We start from the raw sequence: 22,124 nt of genomic DNA on the forward strand, positions 1-22,124 counted from the left end.
GGAAAAATCAAAAAAAGACACGTAGAAGGGGATTCCTTTCTACGTGTCTTTTTGTTTGTTAAGAGCGTAGGAGCAGTTGGTCATCTTTTAATTCAGCACCGCTATTTTGATGGAACATTTCCATCAATTCAGGGACGGTTAAATGTTGCTTTTGCTCACCGGCAATGTCCACAACGATCTTGCCTTGATGAAGCATGATCAGGCGATTGCCATAGCGAATGGCATCTTCCATATCATGAGTAACCATGAAGGCCGTCAACTGTTGTGAACGAATCAATTGATCGGTCAATGCCATGACAGTCAACGAGGTTTTTGGATCTAGGGCAGCGGTATGTTCATCTAATAAAATCAATTTAGGTTGTTGCAATGTCGCCATCAAGAGGGTGATCGCTTGACGCTGTCCGCCTGATAGCAAACCGATCTCAGCAGAAAGGCGATTTTCTAAGCCTAAGTTTAAGCTGGCTAACTTCTCTTGGAAAAACGCGCGGTTTTTCGCTTTGACGCCTGTCGCAAATCCGCGGACTTGGCCGCGCTTGTAAGCCAATGCTAAATTTTCTTCAACGGTCAAACGAACCGCGGTCCCCATACGTGGATCTTGAAAGACCCGACTAATATCTTTTGACCGTTTCGTAACGGATAAACGGGTGATGTCTTTCCCATCTAAGGTGATTTTTCCTTGTTCTGTTGGGATCGTTCCTGCGATACTGTTTAAGAGGGTCGATTTTCCAGCACCATTCCCACCGATGATCGTAATAAAATCACCGGCATTCATCGTCAGGTCAATGCCTCGCAAGACATGGTTTTCATTGATCGTTCCTTTTTCAAAGGTTTGGTGTAGATTCTCGATTGTTAAGACTGAAGTCATTAGGATTGGCCTCCTTTGGTTTTTGGCAGCATCTTTTTAAGTCCTAGTTTTGAACGAAGCTGCGGTAAGGAGAGGCAGATGACTAAGACGATTGCAGATGCCAATTTGATATCGTTGGCCTCGACATTGAATTCGAATACGACAGCCAAGATAAAGCGATAAACGATCGCTCCGATCACGATGGTGATCAACCGTAACAGCAAAGATTTATTGGCAAATAAAACTTCTGCAATAATGATCGATGCCAAGCCGATGACGATCGTACCGATTCCGGAGTTTAGGTCAGCAAAACCGTTGTTTTGGGCTAAAAGAGCACCTGAGAGGGCAATGCAGCCGTTAGAGATCATGTAACCGATGATCTTCATGTTATCGGTGTTGATACCGTTGGCTTCACTCATAGCTAAATTGTCGCCCGTCGCTCGCAACGCTAAGCCGATCTCTGTACGGAAAAAGAGGAACAAGCACAAAATGACGACAGCTGCGAAGAGAAAGCCCGCAAGAATCACGGCATTGTTTTTAGTTAGACCCATTGCTTGAAATTGGGTGAAGACCGTGTCTTGTCCTAATAGGGCAATGTTGGGAGCACCCATTACACGATTCGTGATGGAATAAAGCCCAGTCATCGTGATGATCCCGGCCAACAAGGCTGGGATCTTTAGTTTTGTATGCAGTAGTCCGGATACCAAGCCAGCTAACATGCCGCCGCCAAAGCCCATCAAGCTGGCTAATATGGGGGAGACGCCATTCGTAATACTGATTGCTGCGATCCCTGCACCCAAGGGAAAACTTCCTTCTGCAGTTAAATCAGCAATATCCAGAATACGGAAGGTCAAAAATACCCCGATCGCCAGCAATGCCCAAAGGATCCCTTGAGAGGTGGCAGATTGTAGTAATAGCAAGAACGTGTCGACTAAATTCATATGTTTTCCTCAAATCTAAATTAGTATGGTTATTCTGGAGCAGTGATGCTGGCAGGGTCAATTCCTAAAGCAGCAGCCATTTCTTCATTGACGACTAACTCTAAATTTTCTGCTGTTTCAACAGGCGTGGTTGCTGGTTGTGCCTCACCATCCAAAATTTTCGCTGCTAGTTTCCCTGTTTGAATACCAAGTGATTTATAGTCAATACCATAAGTTGCTAGGGCGCCATCGTCTACTTGTTCCACGGAACCTGCGACGATCGGTGTTTTGGTCTCTTTGGCCACTTCACCAACGATTGCTGAAGCAGAGGCAAAAGTATTGTCTGTTGGGACATAAATGCCATCGACGTCTTTTGCCAGGCTAGTGGTCACTTGCTGCACGTCATTGGTCGTATTGGCTGTCAATACTTTAACATCAACCCCAGCAGCTCTTAAGGCTTCTTCTGCCAAGTCTGCTTGGATTTTTGAATTAGCTTCTCCTGCGTTATACATGATGCCAATCGTTTTGGCGTCAGGGACGATACTTAACAGCAAATTGATCTGCTGCTCGATAGGCACCATGTCTGAAGTACCTGTGATGTTGCGACCGGGTTCTTCATTTGACTCTGCTAATTTTGCTCCAACTAAGTCAGTAACTGCAGTAACCACGATTGGGATATCCGTAGTTTCATTTGCCAGTGAAACAGCAGCAGGGGTAGCGATGCCTAATAGAAGATCAGGATCGGCATTCACTAAGCGTTCACTCATACTTTTTAAATTATCTTGGCTGTTTTGCGCATTTTGGTATTCGATCGTCAGGTTTTCACCTTCTGTGTAGCCCGCTTCTGCTAAGCCTTCTTTGAACCCTTCATAGGCGGCATTCAAGGAGCCGTGTTCCACGAGTTGTAAAACACCGACTGTTTTTGTTCCATCGTTTTCCTCCGAAGCATTGTTTGATTCGCCACAAGCTGCTAATGCCAGCAAGGAAGCCGTAAGTAACCCAGTTGTGATCCATTTTTTCATTTTCATTGTAACTCCTCCTATAAACGTTTCTTTTTTAATTGGGGTTTACCTGAACAAAAAAATCCATTCAGACAATCGTCTAAATGGATTCGATCCTATACTAAGCGTGAACGTATATTGGCAACCATTTAGAAGATTTTCTACATGGCTGCAAGTTCAAGTTAAAATGCTTTAGCCATCATAGATACAAACAAAACTTGTTTTGGGGTTTGCATCCATAATGTGATATGAATACAAACTATCTAAAGTAGCTAAAGTAAAAGATATTCAGTTGTGGGGATACGGTCGTTTTTAACATAAATGTTCCTCCAAACTTGAATTGATTTTAGTATAGACAAAAAAAAACAGACTGTCAAATGTTTTTCCTGAATTATCTGAAAATATTTGAATAACAATCTGAAAAAAGATTGAAAATGCAGATTTGTTTCAATTTTATTGAACAAAAGAAAAAACTTTGTTCTATCAAGCTTTTTTTGCTTGAAAATAAACAAAGTTTTTCTTAGGATCACTCGTTTTCTTCTTTATAATAACGAATGGTATTTTTGATTTCACGAATACTGTAAAGCAGATCATCCTCAAAGGATTGATCTTGATCAATATCGATGGTCTCATTGAACATTGCTTCGTATTCAGCGATCGTTAGTTTTTGCCGGGCATCAAGTAACGTTTGGTGAGCAGCTTGTGCTAACTGTTTTTCATAGCCAGGTACCAATATGCCGCTGAAAAATTCAGCAACCGCTCCTGAGCCGTAACTAAACAGTCCTATCCGATCATTGGCTTGCAAGCTGGAGGAATTTTCCAATAAAGAGATCAAGCCTAGGTACAATGAACCCGTATACAAGTTGCCGGTACGACGGCTGTAAACGATCGATTCTTCATAGCGAGCCATCAGGCGTTCTTGTTGCGTTTCTTCTTCTTCAGCAAAAACAGCCAACAAGGCTTTTTTACCCATTTTTGTATAAGGAATATGGAAGCTCAATGCAGCGTAATCTTTTGCTGTGCGTTGATTTTTTTCGCAATGGGCTTGCCAAACTTGTTTGAAGGAATCGATATAAACGGCATTTGACAAGTGGCCATCTACCATTGGATATTGATGGCCAACGGGACGCCAAAAATCATAAATGTCTTGTGTTAACATCAAGTTATCGTTATCAAGCTGCAAAATCGCTGGATCTGCAGAGATCAACATGGCAACTGCACCTACGCCTTGAGTTGGCTCTCCACCGGAGGCTAAGCCATAACGGGCGATGTCTGAAGCCACCACCAACACTTTGCTTTTTGGATTGGCTTGTACGTGGGCTTTAGCAAACTGCAAGCCTGCTGTTGCGCCATAACACGCTTCTTTGATTTCAAAGGAGCGGGCAAATGGTTGGATACCTAATAGGCGATGCAAAACCACTGCCGAAGCTTTTGATTCATCGATGCCGGATTCTGTGCCGACGATCACCATATCAATTGCTTGTAAATCTTCTTTTGTGAGGATATCTTTTGCCGCATGCATGGCAAAGGTGACGATATCTTGTGTTTTTTTATTGACCGCCATTTGATCTTGACCGATCCCGATCGTAAATTTATTTGGGTCGACCTCTCGGGCGTGAGCTAGATCAACCATATCTATAAAATAGGGGGGGACATAAAAATTTATTTTATCAATACCAACGTTCATTCCGTCGCTCCTTTATGTTCTACGTACTTAGTAGGCTACACGTTCTAAGGTATCATATTTTTTGAAAAAAATGAAAAAGAATTGATTAGAATTTAAACTTTATTAAAGAAAGTAGAAAAGGGCGCAGCAAGCTGATGTGGGGTATTCTTTTTTGGAGGATTTAATGATATATTTCAAGAGGAGGTGACGTACGTGGAAGAAGTTGTCATTATCGACGCACTAAGAACGCCAATTGGCAAATACCATGGGTCATTAAAAGAATATTCAGCAGTAGAATTAGGAACAGTTGCTGCAAAAGCCTTGTTGGCAAGAAACCAACAAGCAAAAGAACATATCGCACAAGTGATTATCGGAAATGTCCTACAAGCAGGCAGTGGTCAAAATCCAAGCCGTCAAGTTTCCCTGCAAAGTGGACTTTCTTCAGATATCCCAGCCTCAACGATCAACGAAGTTTGCGGTTCGGGAATGAAAGCGATTCTAATGGGCATGGAGCAAATTCAGTTAAACAAGGCATCTGTCGTTTTGACTGGTGGGATTGAAAGTATGACGAATGCGCCGCTTTTCAGTTATTATAACAAGGCAGAAGATCAGTATTCAGCCCCAATATCAACAATGATGCATGATGGCTTAACGGATGCTTTTAGCAGCAAACCGATGGGCTTAACGGCTGAAACTGTTGCAGAAAGATACGGCATCACGCGACAAGAACAAGATGAATTTGCCTACCACTCCCAAATGAAAGCTGCCAAGGCACAAGCAGAAAAGAAATTTGAGCAAGAGATCGTACCTTTGACTGAAAAGTCAGGGACCGTTTTACAGGATGAAGGCATTCGCGCCGCTACGACGGTCGAAAAATTAGCTGAACTTAAAACGGTTTTCAAAAAGGACGGTACGGTGACTGCTGGGAATGCCTCAACCATCAATGATGGGGCTGCCATGGTCTTGATCGCCTCAAAAAGCTACTGTGAGGAGCATCAGATTCCTTATCTGGCAGTGATCAAAGAGATCGTTGAAGTTGGCTTTGCTCCAGAGATCATGGGAATCTCACCAATCAAAGCAATCGATACTTTGCTGAAAAAGCAAGCACTGTCGATTGAAGAGATCGGTATTTTTGAAATCAATGAAGCCTTTGCAGCTTCCTCAATTGTAGTAGAACGTGAACTTGGTTTGGATCCCAAGAAAGTCAACCGTTACGGCGGGGGCATCTCTCTTGGCCATGCGATTGGCGCGACTGGTGCTCGGATCGCAACGACGGTCGCTTATCAGCTAAAAGACACCCAAGAGCGCTACGGGATCGCCTCTTTATGTGTCGGTGGTGGGTTAGGGCTAGCGATGCTGTTAGAAAACCCTTTGGTCGCAGCAAGTCAAACTGATTTTCATGAGGAGTCAGCATCAGAAAAAACAGAAAAAAAAAAGTTCTACGCCCTTACGCCTAACGAACGGCTAGCCTTTCTCGAAGCACAAGGGGCGATCGCGGCAACCGAATCCTTGGTTTTTCAAGAAATGGCATTAGACAAGGAAACCGCCAATCACTTGATCGAAAACCAGATCAGTGAAGTGGAAATCCCCTTAGGCGTGGGGGTGAATCTGCAGGTGAATGGCAAGTTATACAATGTCCCGTTAGCCACAGAAGAACCCTCTGTGGTTGCAGCGATGAGCAACGGTGCCAAAATGGCTGGTCCCATTACAACAACTAGCCAAGAACGTTTGCTTCGAGGACAGATCGTCTTTATGGCTGTTCAAGACCCAGATGCCCTTTTGGCAAAAGTCAATACAGAGCAAGCAACGATTTTTGCAGTGGCGAACGAGGCATATCCCTCGATCGTAAAACGCGGCGGAGGACTGCGACGAGTGATTGGTCGGAACTTCTCCCCAGCAGAATCTGAATTAGCAACAGCCTATGTCTCAATCGATTTGTTGGTTGATGTCAAAGATGCCATGGGCGCCAACATCGTTAATTCGATTTTAGAAGGAGTAGCCGACCTCTTTCGGAAGTGGTTCCCAGAAGAAGAAATTCTCTTTAGTATTTTAAGCAATCTTGCTACGGAATCGTTAGTGACAGCCACTTGCTCCGTACCTTTTGATAAACTGAGCAAGACCGGAAATGGCAGACAAGTCGCAACAAAAATCGTTCATGCAGCTGATTTCGCTAAGATTGATCCGTATCGAGCGACTACCCATAACAAAGGGATCATGAATGGTGTCGAAGCACTGATTTTGGCTACCGGCAATGATACCCGCGCACTTTCCGCTGCTTGTCATGGGTATGCCGCACGTAACGGTCGGGTGCAAGGCTTAACTTCTTGGAAAATCGCTGAAGACCGACTGATCGGCAGTATTACACTGCCGTTGGCGATCGCCACGGTCGGGGGGGCGACGAAAGTATTGCCGAAAGCCCAAGCGGCGTTGGCACTGACTGGTGTTGAAACGGCGAGTGAGTTAGCTTCGCTGGCGGCAAGTGTCGGGTTGGTTCAGAATCTGGCAGCTTTGCGGGCATTGGTTTCAGAAGGGATTCAGCAAGGCCATATGAGCATGCAAGCCCGTTCATTAGCTATTTCAGTTGGGGCAAAAGGAAATGAGATCGAGCAGCTGGCAGCTAAGCTGCGAGCGGCGAGTCAAATGAATCAAGAGCAAGCCCGTAAATTTTTAACAGAAATACGCAACTAAAAAAGGTTCTCTAGGGAAATTCCTAGAGAACCTTTTGTTTATCGTTTAGAAATCGCCGTGTGGGCATACGCCTCGATCAATGGAATGACTTCTAATTTTACTTTGTATTTGCGTTCTAGCGCGGTTTCGATAGTAAAAGTATCACTTTCTGTTTCAGAAATTGTTGCTAGAACACGATCTTCTTTCGGGGAAGCTTCGATTACGATCGTTTCTTCTGAAGATTGTTTGGCAGAAAATTTAGGGAATGCTGCGATTTTTTCGGCAAATGCTGAAAAAGTCATGGCTTCGTCAGAATCATCAGCCATTGATTCCGCTGATTTTTCTACTTCTTTAGTTGGTGCAGCCGTTTCGGTTGGTGTTGATTCTTCCTTCACTTCTGCTGTTTCTGTGACAGGAGCGGAAGCAGGCGTCGCACTTACTTGTGTATTGGTCGGCAACCAGTAGGCGGCGATTTCATCGACTAAGTTATCGCTGAAACGATCAAGTAAGCCAGCTTCTAAGCGTTGGATTCGTTTCACGACGATTTTGAAGTTCTCATCTAAAGGAACAGCGATTTTTTGTTCTTTTGGTGTTTCCTTCAACAATTCAATCAATAATTCCTCGTGATTTTTAGGATTGATATAAACAGTTGTCGGAAGGTCGAACTTATCTGCTGTTTTGCGCTCGATCGCTGTAAACAACTGTTGTCGAGCTGTTTCATAAGACGGGCGGAATTGTTGTTTCAATTTTGCTAATTGTTTCTTTTTCATAATCTTCTCCTCTCGATCACTATCGATTATAAGGAAAATTTGCAGAAAAGAACAGTGATTCTCATGAAAAAATACAAAAAAAATTATATACTTCCTGAAAAAACGCCAGCGCTGCTAAAGAAGCGGCGCTGGCGTTTCTACTAGATCATTGATTTGATGGTACTTAGGCATCAGGATCAAAAGCTCCTTGTCTCCAGTGGCGACTAAGTAGTTTTCCCAAAGAAAAAAGCGTATCTCTCCAGTGAGTTTCTCAGCCAGCATCTGCTGATAGTCGCTGGTTGACCATTGACGCGCCGGAAAATGTTGGACTTTGTCTGGCCATACAAGAAAAACAAAATCAGCATGTAAGGCTTTTTGAACAGCAGGGGAGAGGTGAATCAAATCAGTTGTCTTCATAGGCTTCTCCTTATAGAGAGTAAAATTAAAACCCTGTCGTATCTGGATTGGTCGCTTTCCCAACGACGCCATCTAATTGATCGATCGTTTTCATGTCTTCTTCAGATAGCTCAAAATCAAAGACATGGATGTTTTCTTCGATCCGACTTGGTGTGACTGATTTTGGTAATGGCAAGAAACCATGTTGTAAAGACCAGCGTAATGCAACTTGAGCGATTGATTTTTGATGTTTTTCAGCTAATGCTTTCATTTCTGGTACATCAAATATCTTCCCGGTACCTAATGGGCTATATGCTTCAAGCAATACATCGTGTTCTTGGCAATAGGTCACGACTTCTTCTTGTAACTCGCCAGGTGCAAGGAAAATCTGATTGACCATTGGGAAGATGGTCGCTGTTTTTTTCAATTCTTCAAAATGATGTGGTAAGAAGTTGCTGACGCCGATCGCTTTGATTTTGCCTGCTTGATACAATTCTTCAAAAGCGCGCCATGTTTCTGCATTCGCTGTTTGCCAGTTGTCACGAAAGGCTACTGGGTTTGGCCAATGGATTAAGAAAAGATCGATATAGTCTGTTTGTAGTTTTTCTAAGGACTCTTCAAAAGAAGACATCACAAGATCATAGGAATGGTTTGCATTCCACAATTTTGTAGTCAAGAAAAGCTCTTCGCGGGGAATGCCGCTTTCTTTGATCGCTTGACCAACACTGGCTTCATTTTTATAGCCTTGTGCTGTATCAATATGGCGGTAACCTACTTCCAGTGCTTTTTTGACTGATGCTACGGCAACGTCGCCGTCTGGTGTTTGCCATGTGCCAAAGCCTAGCTCAGGGATGGTCACATTGTTTGATAACGTATAGCTGTTCATGTTCATTCCTCCGTTTTCTGTGATACCTTTAGTTTAGCAGACGAAGACGGATTTTCCAATGAATGCATCTTTCAAAAAGGAAGTGTCCAACAAGAAAAATGACGTTTGACTCTTGTCAGTTCGCCTATTTTTTTTGTACACTAGACAAATGGATAAGGAGCGTAACCAATGGATATTTATTTGAAACATGCGATTTTACACATTATTGACCGTCAAACAGGCGATCCGGTTTTTTCACAAGTTGAACTTGATTTAACAACGGAATACATTCGTGATTATTTGACGAAAAAAATACAGAAACTTGCAACACCGCAAACCAAAACAGGGCGTTTACTCGAAACATCAACGATCGCTCAACTGGTCAAACAAGCACCGGATGATTTTGTCGCAGCCAGTGAAGCGATCGTCCAACGGTGGTATGAAGCCTACAAGGAAAGTGAAGATGCACCAAGTGCGGATGCCTTTGTCGTCTTGTATGAATTTGATACAAGAATGCAGTTGGCATTTTTGAAGGTCAACTATCAAGACGGCTATACACATTTTATTGATAATGGGGAAGCTGGGATCGAAAACAATTTGATTTTGCATCGTGCCTTACTAGCAGGTAAAACCCAAAAGGCCGATGAAGGGATCACAATTGATGTGGAGAGCTTAGACTTTGAACTGATTGAAAAGAAATATAGCTTTTCAGGGGAAAAATATGCTTACTTTTCAACGAAAGTCATTGATGCCGAACCGATTCCTTCGTTAGAAGAAAACGTCAAAGTCATCAAAAAAGTGGCGGAAAAAATTGGGCAGAAGTTTGAAACACCTACCTATAACGTTGTTGCCGATTTAAAAGAAGCGGTCTACGACACGATCGAAGAATCTGGTCATATCGATGTCAGCGAAGTAGCGCAAAAAGTCTTTAAAGACAATATTACCGCTCAGCTTTCTTTTCAAGAAGAAGTGGCTGAAAAAGGATTCGTCAATCAGGCGCCAATGATGCGGGATGTCCGTGAGATTTCGGAGAAAAAATTTGGGAAACAAAAACTGAAATTATCTAACGGGATCGAATTGATCGTTCCTTTAGATGTCTACCGAGATCCAAATTTGATTGAATTTATCAATAACCCAGACGGAACGATTTCTGTAACGATCAAAAATGTAGAAGAAGTAATTAATCGGATGTAGGAAAAGGGGCTTCTGTGGGGATGATACGGAGCTAACAACATAGAACAACAAAAAAAGCAGAGATTCCTCTTTAAGAAATGAGGAGTCTCTGCTTTTTTCTGGATATCTTTGATCAATATCAGCAATTATTGAGCGGTCAGTTTCTCAAGGGCGGCTTTAGGAACGTCTTCTTCAGAAACTTCTTCCCAGCTCAGAACACCTTTATTAGGATTGACCAATAATTTTAAATAGGCACCTTCTCTTAAAGGAGCGGAACGGTGCTCATTCATTTTGACCCTTTTGACTTCTCCAGAGGAACTGTAAGCGTCTTGTGTGTAACGGTAGACATCTTCGGCAACCCCGTTATCACTAATTTCTGTATCGTGCTCGCCGGCATTCGTGATGACTGTATAGTAGTCATTTCCACCATAGTAATAATGATAAGTAGCAAAACAGCCCCCAAGGAAAATTGCTGTAAAAACCAGCGCTGCCATGATTTTCTTCACATCTCTCACCTCATCTTCTATTATTCATAAAAATTGCCCTACGTCCAATAGATCGCTAAAAAGCAAAGAAATTCTTAGGGATTGGGAGCTGAGACCTCTGACTTGACTTTGACTAATTTTGACCTATAATAAGAGTAGATTTAAACTTACAAAAAATAAGTTGAGGCTTATGAATTTGGAAGCGTAAATCGCAAAAATATGATTCGAGTCAAACAGCGACTCAACTTTCTCTAGGAGGGAAACAATATGGCAAAACAACATTATGATCGTAGCAAACCCCATGTCAACATCGGAACAATTGGACACGTTGACCATGGCAAAACAACCTTGACTGCTGCTATTACCACAGTTCTTGGGAAAAAAGGGCTTGCCAATCCGCAAGATTACGCAAGTATCGACGCGGCTCCTGAGGAACGCGAACGTGGTATCACTATCAATACTGCCCATGTAGAATATGAAACAGAAAAACGGCACTATGCCCATATCGATGCACCAGGACATGCGGACTATGTGAAAAATATGATTACAGGGGCTGCCCAAATGGACGGCGCAATCTTGGTCGTATCAGCGACAGATGGCCCAATGCCACAAACACGGGAACATATTTTGCTTTCTCGTCAAGTAGGTGTGAAACATTTGATCGTCTTTTTGAATAAAACGGACCTTGTCGATGATGATGAGTTGATCGATTTAGTTGAAATGGAAGTCAGAGAATTGCTGACTGAATATGATTTTCCAGGTGATGACATTCCTGTGATCAAGGGTTCTGCTTTAAAAGCCTTGGAAGGTGATCCAGAAGCAGAAGCAGCGATCTTAACGCTGATGGATACGGTAGATGAATATATCCCAACACCTGAACGAGATACTGACAAACCATTATTGTTGCCGATCGAAGATGTCTTTTCAATTACTGGACGGGGAACCGTTGCTTCTGGTCGGATCGATCGCGGAACAGTAAAAGTCGGTGATGAAGTAGAAATCGTCGGAATCAAACCTGAAACACAAAAAGCAGTCGTGACAGGAGTAGAAATGTTCCGTAAAACGATGGACTTTGGCGAAGCTGGTGATAATGTAGGGGTATTATTACGGGGAATCACCCGTGATGAAATTGAACGGGGACAAGTGTTAGCAAAACCAGGTTCCATCACACCACATACGAAATTCCAAGCAGAAGTCTATGTGTTGACAAAGGAAGAAGGCGGTCGCCATACCCCATTCTTTAATAACTATCGCCCACAATTTTACTTCCGTACAACGGACGTAACTGGGAATATCGTTTTACCAGAAGGAACGGAAATGGTTATGCCTGGTGACAACGTAACGATCGATGTGGAATTGATCCATCCAATCGCTGTGGAAAATGGAACGACCTTCTCCATTCGTGAAGGTGGACGAACAGTTGGTTCTGGTATCGTGACCACGATCGAAAAATAAAAATCAGTGAAACAGTGCTTCCTTTATCTGAAGGAGCACTGTTTCCTTTTCATGTCAAAGTATCAACAATCCCTCCATCAGCTTAGGATTGCTTGTTTTTTTCTAAATAATCTTGTGATTTTATTAAGGATTTTTTAGGAGAGAAAAAATTCTAGTCAGCCTGTTCATTTCATAGTACGATAGATTCTGACTTAGAAAAGATGGGATGTATTTGATGAGAAAAATTCGACGTTTCCTAGGATTTGTACTGAAGCTTGCACTCTTGCTGCTGCTGATCGGAGCAGGGGTTTGGGGCTATCGAAATTACACGGCATTGAAAGCTGTCTATGCGTATGAAGAGGAAATCGCACAGCAGACACAAGCCCACGACATCTCTGAATATCAGTCTTTAGCAATGAGTATCATGCTGACGGAGTCAAAAGGACAAGGCAATGACCCGATGCAAAGTTCTGAAAGTGTATATGGAAAACAAAATCAATTTGATACGCCAGAACAAAGCATCGAACAAGGGGTTTCTTATTTAGCTGAGTTGATCGAAAAAGCAGAGCAAATGAATTGTGATCTTTGGACCGCAGTCCAGGCTTATAATTTTGGGACAGATTATATTGATTATGTCGCTGAACGGGGTGGCGTGAACACCTTAGAATTAGCAGAAACATACTCCAGAGAGGTTTTATCCCCGTTGTTAGGCAATGATACAGAACAAACCTATCGTTATTGGGGCATTCAATCGGTCTTTTATAATGGCGGTCATTTGTATCACAATGGCGGCAATATGTTCTATGCGGATCTAATAAAAATGAACCGGTGGAAAATCGACGTTACGGCGCGGTTTTTTCTTGATCGTCAAGAAACAACGCAAGCAAAAAAGCTTGAAATACAAATAGAATATGGTAAAATCATTATGAGTGATTCTGTCTAATTATTCTTCGCACTGATACCTATTAGTGCGTTTTTTTACCTAGTAAACGATGAATACTTACCAAATGGAGGTGAGTGGATGGCACGAATTCCTCAAACGATCATTGACGATATTCGCGAACGCAGCAATATTGTTGATATCGTGGGACAGTATGTCCAGTTAAAGAAATCCGGAAAGAATTATTTTGGTTTGTGTCCCTTTCATAATGAAAAATCACCTTCTTTTTCCGTTGCAGAAGACAAACAAATTTTTCATTGTTTTGGTTGTGGTCGTGGGGGAAATGTTTACGGTTTTTTACAAGAGCTTGAAGGCATCAGTTTTCCTGAAGCAGTCGTCAAAGTAGCAGAAATGAACGATATTCCTCTTGATCCGCAATATCAACAGTCAGAAGGTATCAATGAGGCGACCTCACAAACGAGTCAACTGATTGCGCTGCATGAAAAAGCCGCCGAGGTCTATCATCACATGTTGGTGAATACGGCTGCTGGACAAGAAGCGCTTGATTATTTGTTGGATCGCGGATTGACGATGGCATTGATTGAAGAATTCAATATTGGTTTTGCGCCGAACGAACGCTCGTTTTTGGAGAAAGTCTTTTTGAATGAACAAGCCAAAGCTGAATTTTTTCCTGATACAGGGCTCTTTGTTCAACGAAACGATGGTTCATTGGCGGATCGCTTTTACCAACGAATCATGTTTCCGATTCGTAATCCTCAAGGAAAAACGATTGGTTTTTCTGGTCGTTGGCTGGCAAGCGAAAAAGTTGGTGATCAAGACCAGCCGAAATATTTAAATAGTCCTGAAACGATCCTTTTCAACAAGCGCGAGGTTCTCTTCAACTTTGACAAAGCACGCCGTGCGATGCGCAAAGATGGCCAAGTGTATTTATTTGAAGGATTTATGGACGTGATCGCCGCTTGGCAGGCAGGAATCGAAAATGGGATCGCCTCAATGGGAACCAGCTTAACCAATCAGCAGATTGCCCATATCGAACGAGTGGCACAAGAAGTGATTCTTTGTTACGATGGAGATAGTGCAGGGGTTGAAGCAACGAACCGTGGGATCGATCTTTTGCAAAACAATAGCCGTTTGAAACTATCGGTGGTTCGAGTACCGGAACGGATGGACCCAGATGAGTATTTGCGCAAATATGGGACAGAAGCTTTTTATAAATTAGCTGTCCACGGCAAAGAAACGGTTTTTGCATTCAAAATGGATTATCATCGGACGAATCGCAATTTAGCCAATGAGAAAGAACAATTGGACTATGTCCAAGTTGTATTAAATGAATTGCAGCGTGTGGATTCTTTGTTGGAGCAAGACCGTTATTTGACCCAGCTGTCTACAGAGTTCAATTTGAGTCGTGAAACCCTGCAGCAGCAACTCAAGCAAAACCGGCAAGAACAGCGGCCGATGCAAGATGCAGCGCCACCACCGCCAGCAGATAATCCTGTTGTCTTTACGCCGCCAACGCGGCAGCAGCCCAAAACACAGGTAGAAAAAGCACAAGAATTATTATTGTACCGTTTGTTTCATGACAGTACATTAAATCATCGCTTTCGAGCGAGTGGTATATCCTTTATCCACGATCGTTATCAACAGCTGTATCTGCTGTTTGATGCGTATATGGAAACAGAAGAACACTTTGTTTTAGCAAAGTTCTTAGATTTTTTAAAAGAAGATTCAATGAAAAAAATGGTGATCGATATTGCAGATCTTAAAGCTTCTGAGGAAGGGACTGAACAAGAATTTCAGGACATTCTGCAGGTCTTTCAAAAGTCGGGCATTGCTGAAGAAATCAATCAAAAACGAATCCAGCAGCAAGAAGCAAGACAAAAAGGAAACCAGCAATTAGAACTTGAACTAGCGATCGAAATCATTGATTTGACCAAACGGTTGAAACAAGCTAAATAGCGAACTGAAAGGGGCTTTCTTTCATGGCAGAAGAAACAAAAAAAACGTATGACAAAGCAGTTGCCGAATACATCCGAGAAAACAAAACAAAGGGGCAAGTTGTTTACGATGACATTACGAATCGTTTAGCAACGCCGTATACTTTGGATGCTGATGCAATGGACAAACTAATTCAAAAACTGGAGGATTCAGGCATCAGTGTCGTGGATGAAAATGGAGAGCCTTCAGTCCATAGTTTAAAGAGTAATGAAAAACGACAAGAAACCCAACCTCAAGAAGATCTGTCTGCACCGACTGGTGTGAAAATCAATGATCCCGTTCGGATGTACTTGAAAGAAATCGGTCGGGTGCCACTATTGACCGCAGAAGAAGAAGTGGCTCTTGCACTGAAAATCGAAGAAGGCGACCAAGAAGCAAAACAGCGTTTGGCAGAAGCCAACCTACGTTTGGTCGTTAGTATTGCCAAACGTTATGTAGGTCGAGGAATGCAATTCCTTGATTTGATCCAAGAAGGAAACATGGGTTTGATGAAAGCCGTTGAGAAATTCGACTACCGCAAAGGGTTCAAATTCTCGACGTATGCGACCTGGTGGATCCGTCAAGCAATCACCCGTGCCATCGCTGACCAAGCCCGCACCATTCGGATCCCAGTGCATATGGTAGAAACCATCAACAAATTGATTCGTATCCAACGGCAATTATTGCAAGACTTAGGACGCGAACCGACACCGGAAGAAATTGGTGCAGAAATGGATCTGCCGACGGAAAAAGTTCGTGAAATCTTGAAGATCGCTCAAGAACCTGTTTCATTAGAAACACCGATCGGTGAAGAAGATGATTCTCATCTAGGTGATTTTATTGAAGACCAAGATGCCACAAGTCCAGCAGAGCATGCGGCTTATGAGCTTTTGAAAGAACAATTAGAAGATGTACTGGATACCTTGACTGACCGTGAAGAAAACGTGCTACGCTTGCGTTTCGGAATCGATGATGGTCGTACTCGGACATTAGAAGAAGTCGGCAAAGTCTTTGGGGTAACGAGAGAACGGATTCGTCAGATCGAAGCAAAAGCGTTACGGAAACTACGCCATCCATCTCGTTCAAAACAATTGAAAGATTTCTTAGAATAATCAAGGTTTATCGACTTTCCAAAGGTCCTCTTTGGAAAGTCTTTTTTGTTCTCGTTCTGTCATCTCTTCACAGGATCAGTAAAGAACTTAATAAAAACGTAACCAAGCAAGTGTTGGCTAATTGCTTAGAATGTGATAAATTTAATTTTGTGCATCTGCATAATTGAGTAATTAAAAAGAAATGCGAAAAAGACCTATTATTTGTCGGTCTTTGAAATAGGGAGCAGTGGGCGCATCAAGCGTTTGATCTGGTAGGTTACTGCTCCATAAAAAGGAATTGCAAAAAACAAAAGGAGTCAGTTTGAATCAATGAAGAAGACATGTCCTGAATGTGGATTTCAAGCAATAGAAGAAACATCCGTTTGTCCCAATTGCGGGTTTCAATGGAAGGAAGCAAAGGAGAACCAACAGGAACCAGCATCTGACTCTTCCGTTACGCCAGAAGAGCTACAAAATAAAAACGATGATATTCGCTGGTCTGACTTTAAAAATGTTCCGATCGGAAAAATGGAGGAGCATTTAGGTGATCGGCCGTCCTCGAATGAAGAAACGATCGACCTTGCGCAGCAGGAGGCCCTTCCCGATGAGCAAAAAGTAGCACTTGAATCAGAGTCCAAAAAAGAACCAGAAACGGCGGAAAACTCTGGGTCTAAAGAAGACCAAACAACATCAGCCAGCGAAGAAGTAAATGAGACCGATGCATTAAATACGGATGATCAGCATGACTCTGAGATTTTGGCTGCTTATATCCGGCAGCACAAACTTGATGAAGAAGCCAAGGCAGCTGCAGCTTTGGAAGCAGAAGAAGCCGCTGTTGATCTATCCTCTGCTGAAGCAGAAAGTCAGGTGCAAGCCAGTGAGGAATCTCTGCCGGCAAGTGAAGAGGAAGCAGTGATGGAGCCAGTTCCAGTTATTGAAGAAGCTGGGAAGCAGCCAGAGCCAGTCATCGATCCAATTCCTGAACCAATCACCGTAGCGGAGGAAACACCGCAAAAGGCGACTGCTGAAGAAAAAACACCTGTTTCTACCGAAAACAAGAAGAGCCCTCGTAAAGCACTCTACATTACAGCGGCTTGTCTATTAGTGGCAGCAGGTGGTGGTTGGGCGTATTACTATCAACAACAGCAACAAGAAACTGCCCGACAAACGCAACTGGCGCAAGAGAACCGCACGTTAGATCAGATCGAAAATGAGCTGAATGATTTTTATACAGATGATGAGCGTGTGTTCATTAAAAGCGACAAAACAGCAGAACAGTTGGCGGCTGTGACGAATCAGTTGGCAGATTTTCAAGACCACGAACGATACGATGCCTTGTCACAAGAAGCAGAGACGATCGCTGACAAACTAGCGGCTTTAACAGAGATCAACAGCTATTTCAGCAGTCCTGCCGTTGTGGGGGATCAGTTGGAAGAAGTCCCCTTGAAAGAAGCTGCTGCTGTCACAATGGCGAAGCGTGAGAACGGGGATGCCTTTGATGAGTTGATCAATCAAGCCATCGACATGGGACAAAAAGAGTTCAGCGCGATCGAGGAAGTTCAAAATGCAGTGAAGAGCATGGTGGCTTTAAGTGGTGATGGGGAAGCTCCGGCAAGTGTCACCCGCGAGAATTACAATGCTTTAATGAAAAAAGTCCAAGCATTGTCAATCGATTCATTGGTGGAAAGTCTTACGACTGAACTGCGTAAAGTCGATACTGCCTTGACGGAGCGTGAAACAGCTACCCAACAAGCAGCGGCGCAACAACAAGCCGAACAAGCAGCACAAGCAGCGGCTTCTGAGAACAATTCTTCAGCTTCGAGCGGTGGTTCTTCAAGCGCTGCGGCACCAGCGCAAAGTACTTCTGAAGAAGAGTATGTCCTTTCGCCAAATACGCCAACAAATACTAACAATCAACCAATCATTCCAGCTCGTCAAAGTGATTTGGATGATGTGAACAATAGTGCTTGGGTGTGGGCGGATGGCGTCCAAGAAAAAATCATCGCCACAGCGATTGCCCGTGGTTATGTGGTGGAAGGCGGCTATACTTTTGAACGTGTGCGAATCGTCAATGGTGAAGGCTATTACAATTTTTATGCGACAAATGCCCAAGGTAGCTTGCTCAAAGGAACGGATGATTCAGCCTTCCCGCTATACTTATTTACGGTAAACGCCAAAACCGGCTATTTCAGAGGCAATGGGAACGATCACACCGTTCGCTAAATCCCCTGAGTCACTAGCAAACTTTCAAAGTAATTACATGCACATGTGAAAAACTCTTGTTTCCCCTCCCTGTTTTCGATATGATGAAAGATAATCGTTCAAACAAGGAGGGGTTTTTTGTGCAGAAAATGGAAAGATATGATCGGTTTGAAGATGGAGTCATTGCTTGTGTACCAACGATTCTTGGGTATCTGGGCATTGGTTTTGCGATGGGGGTTGTGGGAAAAGGCGTTGGGTTGTCTATTTTAGAAATTATTTTAATGTCTATTATTGTCTATGCTGGCAGTGCCCAATTTATCATTTGCGCGTTACTAGCGATTCAAGCACCCTTCATGACGATCGTCGCAACAGTTTTTTTAGTGAATTTACGACACTTTTTGATGAGCTTGTCAGTAGCTTCCTATTTTAAAAAGACACCTTTGCTTTCTGCTATTGGGATTGGGACGCTTTTGACCGATGAATCTTATGGTGTTTTGACGACAGCACTGCAACAAGACAAACCAATCACAGCGAAATGGACCCACGGGTTGAACGTGATGGCTTATTTGAGTTGGATCTTCGCAACCTTCTTAGGCGGATTATTAGGCTCGTTTATTCCAGATCCGGAAGCGTTAGGCTTAGATTTTGCCTTGGTAGCCATGTTTGTTGGTCTTTTTTTATTTCAAGTAGAGCGACCGCTTAAGAAGAAAACCCAGCAAACCCTCTTAGTACTAGGGGCAGTTGTGGGGACATTGATTTTATTTATGCGTTTTTCGACCGCTGAGATTGCGGTAATTGCGGCGACCTTGGCAGGTTGTTTGGTTGGGACGGTGACACATCATGACTAATTTTGTTATACTAATGCTAGCATGTGGGTTGGTTACATGGATTCCGCGGATCGTTCCTTTTTTATTTTCTAAAAAGCTGGTCTTTCCGAAGTCCTTCACCATCTTTTTGAGTTATTTACCTTTGTGTATTTTGGCGGCATTGTTGGTGCAAAATTTGTTGATCTTTCGTGAAGGGCAATTTCCCCTCTTGAAAGTCAAAGAAGCTGTTGCCTGTATCCCAGCATTGTTGGTGGGGTATTATACCAAAGATTTGATGAAGATCGTTATTACAGGCGTTATTGCTATGGCACTGCTGCGTTTCTTTGTATAGCAACTGGCAGTTTTTATGAAGAAGGAGAGAATAGATGAAAGACTTATTAGCATCCGTATTTAGCGGATTGATCATTGATGAAAATGAACAAAATTATTTTGTTCAAAAAGGCGGGGTTACCTTCCGACTAGCCAAGGAAGAAGGCGAGCATCATTTAGGTGAAGCAGTCGAAGGGTTTGGCTATCAAAATCAAAAGCAAGAAAATGTGCTCACTACGAACATTCCGAAAAGCCGCAAAGGGCATTATGCCTTTGGTACAGTCACAGGAAGCCGTCGCGACTTAGGCGTTTTCGTCGATATCGGTTTAAAAGACAAAGATATGGTGGTTTCATTAGATGAATTGCCAACGATGCGGGAACTTTGGCCTAAAAAAGGGGACCGCTTGATGGTCAGCTTGCGGGTCGATGACAAAGAGCGTATTTGGGCTTCATTAGCAGATGAGAAAATTTTTAAGGCATTGAGCAAAAATGGTACGGAGCAAATGAAGAATCAAGATGTTACAGGTACCGTGTACCGTTTGAAGTTAGCGGGTACTTACTTGCTGACGGATGATTTTTATATTGGCTTCGTCCATCCATCAGAACGGTATCAAGAGCCGCGCCTTGGGGAAGTGGTCAAAGGGCGAGTGATTGGGATTCGTCCAGATGGTGTCTTGAACCTTTCATTGAAACCAAGAGCCCACGAAGCGATCTCAAATGATGCCGCCATGGTTCTAACCTTTTTAGAACGAGCACCTGAGAACAAAATTCCTTTCACCGACAAATCAGCACCGGAAGAGATTTTACAAACATTTGGTATTAGTAAGGGCCAATTTAAACGGGCATTAGGAACCTTAATGAAACAGCGTTTGATTGAGCAAAAAGACGGCTTTACGATTCTTATCAAAAAACCTAATTGAGAATACTTGTTTCTTTTATCGTTCTAATTTATAATGATTACAATGTTTGTCTTGAGTGATTCTCACTCAGATTAGAATCGTTATAAATTAACGGCATACGGAGGCAACTATGAACACAACAGCAGCGTTAAAAAAGACCAAGAAACAATTGCACGAGTCGGGGTTTAAATTAACTCCTCAGCGAGAAGCGACGTTATTGGTCTTATTAGAAAATGAGAAAGACCATTTATCCGCCGAAGAGATTTTCTTTTTTGTGCGAAAAAAAAATTCTGAGATTGGCTTGGCAACCGTCTATCGAACGTTGGAGATCTTAACGGATTTGAAAATCGTCGATAAAGTCAGCTTTAATGACGGTGTCGCTCGCTATGATCTACGCAAAGAAGGTGCCAAACACTTTCATCATCACTTGTTGTGTTTGGAATGCGGCAATATTGAAGAGGTTGAAGAGGATTTGCTGGGCAGTGTCGAAGAGATCGTTGAACAAAAGTACCATTTTTTAGTAAAGGATCATCGGTTGACATTTCATGGTGTCTGTCAAAAATGCCAAAGCAAAGCCGAGTAATTGTACTTTGGCAATTTTAAATAAACGTTTGTTATCACCCGAATGATAGTCAGATGGTTTCCAATAGGAAGAGCGCTATTTTTTCCAATTTGAAAGAAACCGAAAAATCTGCTATGATTCGGGTGTTTCCTTGGGCAAACGATATGGGTAGGTGCCTCTTTTTTATTGGCAAGCTACTATCTTAACGAGCCAGAATTTGATATGATAAAAAAGCTGAAAGTAGAGGGAGCCCCATGAACGAACAAATCATTGATTATCTTCATTATTTGACCATTGAGCGCGGGCTATCCCAAAATACCCGTGCCAGCTACCAACGAGATCTGCAACAGTATCTTGCGTTTTTACAAAAAAAACAAGTCACTCAGTGGCAGCAGATCGACCGAGTGATCGTTTTGTCTTTTTTGCAAAGTCTGCAAGAAGCGGGAAAATCCTCGGCGACCGTGATTCGGATGGTCTCTAGTTTGCGAAGATTCCATCAATTTTTGCGTCAAGAACGGTTTACCGATCATGATCCAATGCAGCATATTGATTCCCCGAAAAAACAGCAGAAGCTGCCTGATACCTTGAGTTTACAAGAAGTGGAGCGGTTGATCGAAACACCGGATACGCGAGCGGTGTTGGGCATCCGTGACCGAGCGATTTTGGAAGTGATGTATGCAACGGGCTTACGTGTCAGCGAGTTGATCGGTTTGAAATTAAACGATTTGCATTTAAGTATGGGGTTGCTGCAAACAACCGGGAAAGGCGACAAAGAACGGATCGTTCCATTAGGGGATCTAGCGATTCAATGGATCGAAACCTATCTCAGCGATGCGCGTCCGTATTTGACGAGAAAAACGCCAGATGAAAGCCATCTGTTTGTGAACAACCACGGCACGCAACTGTCTCGTCAAGGAATCTGGAAAAATTTAAAGGCCTTGGTTCGACAAGCTGGGATCACCAAGAATGTGACTCCCCATACGTTGCGCCATAGTTTTGCGACCCATCTATTAGAAAACGGGGCAGATCTGCGAACGGTTCAAGAGTTGTTAGGACACGCAGATATCTCGACCACTCAGATTTACACGCATATAACGAAGAAACGGATGACGGAAGTGTACAAGCAGCACTTTCCGCGCGCCTAGAAATCGAGGATGGA

General features: G+C 43.0%; 20 protein-coding genes. 12 read left to right on the plus strand and 8 right to left on the minus strand.

Features of this window, described 5'->3' with window-relative positions; translation table 11 throughout:
- Window positions 1–58: 58 nt before the first annotated feature.
- The 4 genes from ENLAB_RS14055 to ENLAB_RS14070 all read right to left on the minus strand — a co-directional run bounded on the left by ENLAB_RS14055 (window position 59) and on the right by ENLAB_RS14070 (window position 4,452).
- On the minus strand, window positions 59–865 hold the full coding sequence (locus ENLAB_RS14055; RefSeq protein ID WP_005237149.1) for an ABC transporter ATP-binding protein: 807 nt from the start codon (window positions 863–865) through the stop codon (window positions 59–61).
- Window positions 865–1,785 (minus strand): ABC transporter permease, encoded by a 921-nt coding sequence (locus tag ENLAB_RS14060; RefSeq protein ID WP_077452666.1) that lies wholly within the window; start codon window positions 1,783–1,785, stop codon window positions 865–867. Before ENLAB_RS14060 ends, ENLAB_RS14055 begins: the two co-directional genes overlap by 1 nt.
- 29 nt (window positions 1,786–1,814) lie before the next feature.
- Window positions 1,815–2,792 carry an ABC transporter substrate-binding protein gene (locus tag ENLAB_RS14065; protein ID WP_244351690.1) on the minus strand — a complete coding sequence of 326 codons (978 nt, stop codon included), beginning with the start codon at window positions 2,790–2,792 and terminating at the stop codon, window positions 1,815–1,817.
- 499 nt (window positions 2,793–3,291) lie between these two features.
- Window positions 3,292–4,452, minus strand: coding sequence for a hydroxymethylglutaryl-CoA synthase (locus tag ENLAB_RS14070; RefSeq protein WP_077452663.1), 1,161 nt, complete (start codon window positions 4,450–4,452; stop codon window positions 3,292–3,294).
- 192 nt (window positions 4,453–4,644) lie between these two features.
- On the opposite strand from ENLAB_RS14070, the gene ENLAB_RS14075 reads away from it, so the two are divergent.
- Window positions 4,645–7,119, plus strand: a complete 2,475-nt coding sequence (locus tag ENLAB_RS14075; protein ID WP_244351692.1) for a hydroxymethylglutaryl-CoA reductase, degradative — start codon at window positions 4,645–4,647, stop codon at window positions 7,117–7,119.
- Between the two features lie 38 nt (window positions 7,120–7,157).
- Here the strand turns inward: ENLAB_RS14075 and ENLAB_RS14080 are convergent, their stop codons facing one another.
- From ENLAB_RS14080 to ENLAB_RS14090, 3 genes are all read right to left on the minus strand, one after another.
- Window positions 7,158–7,868, minus strand: a complete 711-nt coding sequence (locus ENLAB_RS14080; RefSeq protein ID WP_077452661.1) for a hypothetical protein — start codon at window positions 7,866–7,868, stop codon at window positions 7,158–7,160.
- A 114-nt stretch (window positions 7,869–7,982) separates the two neighbouring features.
- Window positions 7,983–8,264 carry a hypothetical protein gene (locus ENLAB_RS14085; RefSeq protein WP_081118798.1) on the minus strand — a complete coding sequence of 94 codons (282 nt, stop codon included), beginning with the start codon at window positions 8,262–8,264 and terminating at the stop codon, window positions 7,983–7,985.
- A 25-nt stretch (window positions 8,265–8,289) separates the two neighbouring features.
- Window positions 8,290–9,135 (minus strand): aldo/keto reductase, encoded by an 846-nt coding sequence (locus tag ENLAB_RS14090; RefSeq protein WP_005229282.1) that lies wholly within the window; start codon window positions 9,133–9,135, stop codon window positions 8,290–8,292.
- Between the two features lie 162 nt (window positions 9,136–9,297).
- On the opposite strand from ENLAB_RS14090, the gene ENLAB_RS14095 reads away from it, so the two are divergent.
- Window positions 9,298–10,302: a nucleoid-associated protein gene (locus tag ENLAB_RS14095; RefSeq protein WP_077452659.1), complete on the plus strand. Its 1,005-nt coding sequence runs from the start codon at window positions 9,298–9,300 to the stop codon at window positions 10,300–10,302.
- A 125-nt stretch (window positions 10,303–10,427) separates the two neighbouring features.
- Here the strand turns inward: ENLAB_RS14095 and ENLAB_RS14100 are convergent, their stop codons facing one another.
- Window positions 10,428–10,787, minus strand: coding sequence for a YxeA family protein (locus ENLAB_RS14100; protein ID WP_223080202.1), 360 nt, complete (start codon window positions 10,785–10,787; stop codon window positions 10,428–10,430).
- Window positions 10,788–11,033: 246 nt separating this feature from the next.
- Between ENLAB_RS14100 and tuf the strand changes: the two genes are divergently transcribed.
- The 10 genes from tuf (at window position 11,034) to xerD (ending at window position 22,110) form a co-directional block, all read left to right on the plus strand.
- Window positions 11,034–12,221, plus strand: a complete 1,188-nt coding sequence (gene tuf, locus ENLAB_RS14105; RefSeq protein WP_005237121.1) for an elongation factor Tu — start codon at window positions 11,034–11,036, stop codon at window positions 12,219–12,221.
- Between the two features lie 214 nt (window positions 12,222–12,435).
- A complete protein-coding gene (locus ENLAB_RS14110) occupies window positions 12,436–13,143 on the plus strand; it encodes a lysozyme family protein (protein ID WP_244351695.1) in 708 nt (235 codons plus the stop codon).
- A gap of 78 nt (window positions 13,144–13,221) precedes the next feature.
- Window positions 13,222–15,057, plus strand: a complete 1,836-nt coding sequence (gene dnaG, locus ENLAB_RS14115; protein ID WP_077452657.1) for a DNA primase — start codon at window positions 13,222–13,224, stop codon at window positions 15,055–15,057.
- Between the two features lie 23 nt (window positions 15,058–15,080).
- Window positions 15,081–16,187, plus strand: coding sequence for an RNA polymerase sigma factor RpoD (gene rpoD / locus ENLAB_RS14120; protein WP_005229298.1), 1,107 nt, complete (start codon window positions 15,081–15,083; stop codon window positions 16,185–16,187).
- 309 nt (window positions 16,188–16,496) lie between these two features.
- Window positions 16,497–18,389: a cell division site-positioning protein MapZ family protein gene (locus tag ENLAB_RS14125; protein WP_244351696.1), complete on the plus strand. Its 1,893-nt coding sequence runs from the start codon at window positions 16,497–16,499 to the stop codon at window positions 18,387–18,389.
- Between the two features lie 119 nt (window positions 18,390–18,508).
- Complete coding sequence (locus ENLAB_RS14130; RefSeq protein WP_081118793.1) at window positions 18,509–19,216, plus strand: AzlC family ABC transporter permease; 708 nt, start codon at window positions 18,509–18,511, stop codon at window positions 19,214–19,216.
- Window positions 19,209–19,526 carry an AzlD domain-containing protein gene (locus ENLAB_RS14135; RefSeq protein WP_081118792.1) on the plus strand — a complete coding sequence of 106 codons (318 nt, stop codon included), beginning with the start codon at window positions 19,209–19,211 and terminating at the stop codon, window positions 19,524–19,526. The genes ENLAB_RS14130 and ENLAB_RS14135 overlap by 8 nt, the downstream gene beginning before the upstream one ends.
- 34 nt (window positions 19,527–19,560) lie before the next feature.
- The gene (locus tag ENLAB_RS14140; RefSeq protein ID WP_077452652.1) at window positions 19,561–20,424 is read left to right on the plus strand and encodes a CvfB family protein; all 864 of its coding nucleotides are present in this window, start codon (window positions 19,561–19,563) and stop codon (window positions 20,422–20,424) included.
- Window positions 20,425–20,533: 109 nt separating this feature from the next.
- Window positions 20,534–20,986, plus strand: a complete 453-nt coding sequence (gene fur, locus ENLAB_RS14145; RefSeq protein ID WP_005237105.1) for a ferric iron uptake transcriptional regulator — start codon at window positions 20,534–20,536, stop codon at window positions 20,984–20,986.
- Window positions 20,987–21,219: 233 nt separating this feature from the next.
- The gene (xerD, locus tag ENLAB_RS14150; RefSeq protein ID WP_005237104.1) at window positions 21,220–22,110 is read left to right on the plus strand and encodes a site-specific tyrosine recombinase XerD; all 891 of its coding nucleotides are present in this window, start codon (window positions 21,220–21,222) and stop codon (window positions 22,108–22,110) included.
- Window positions 22,111–22,124 lie beyond the last annotated feature (14 nt).

This window comes from Enterococcus innesii, assembly GCF_022846515.1.
GTDB classification, from domain to species: Bacteria; Bacillota; Bacilli; order Lactobacillales; family Enterococcaceae; genus Enterococcus_D; species Enterococcus_D innesii.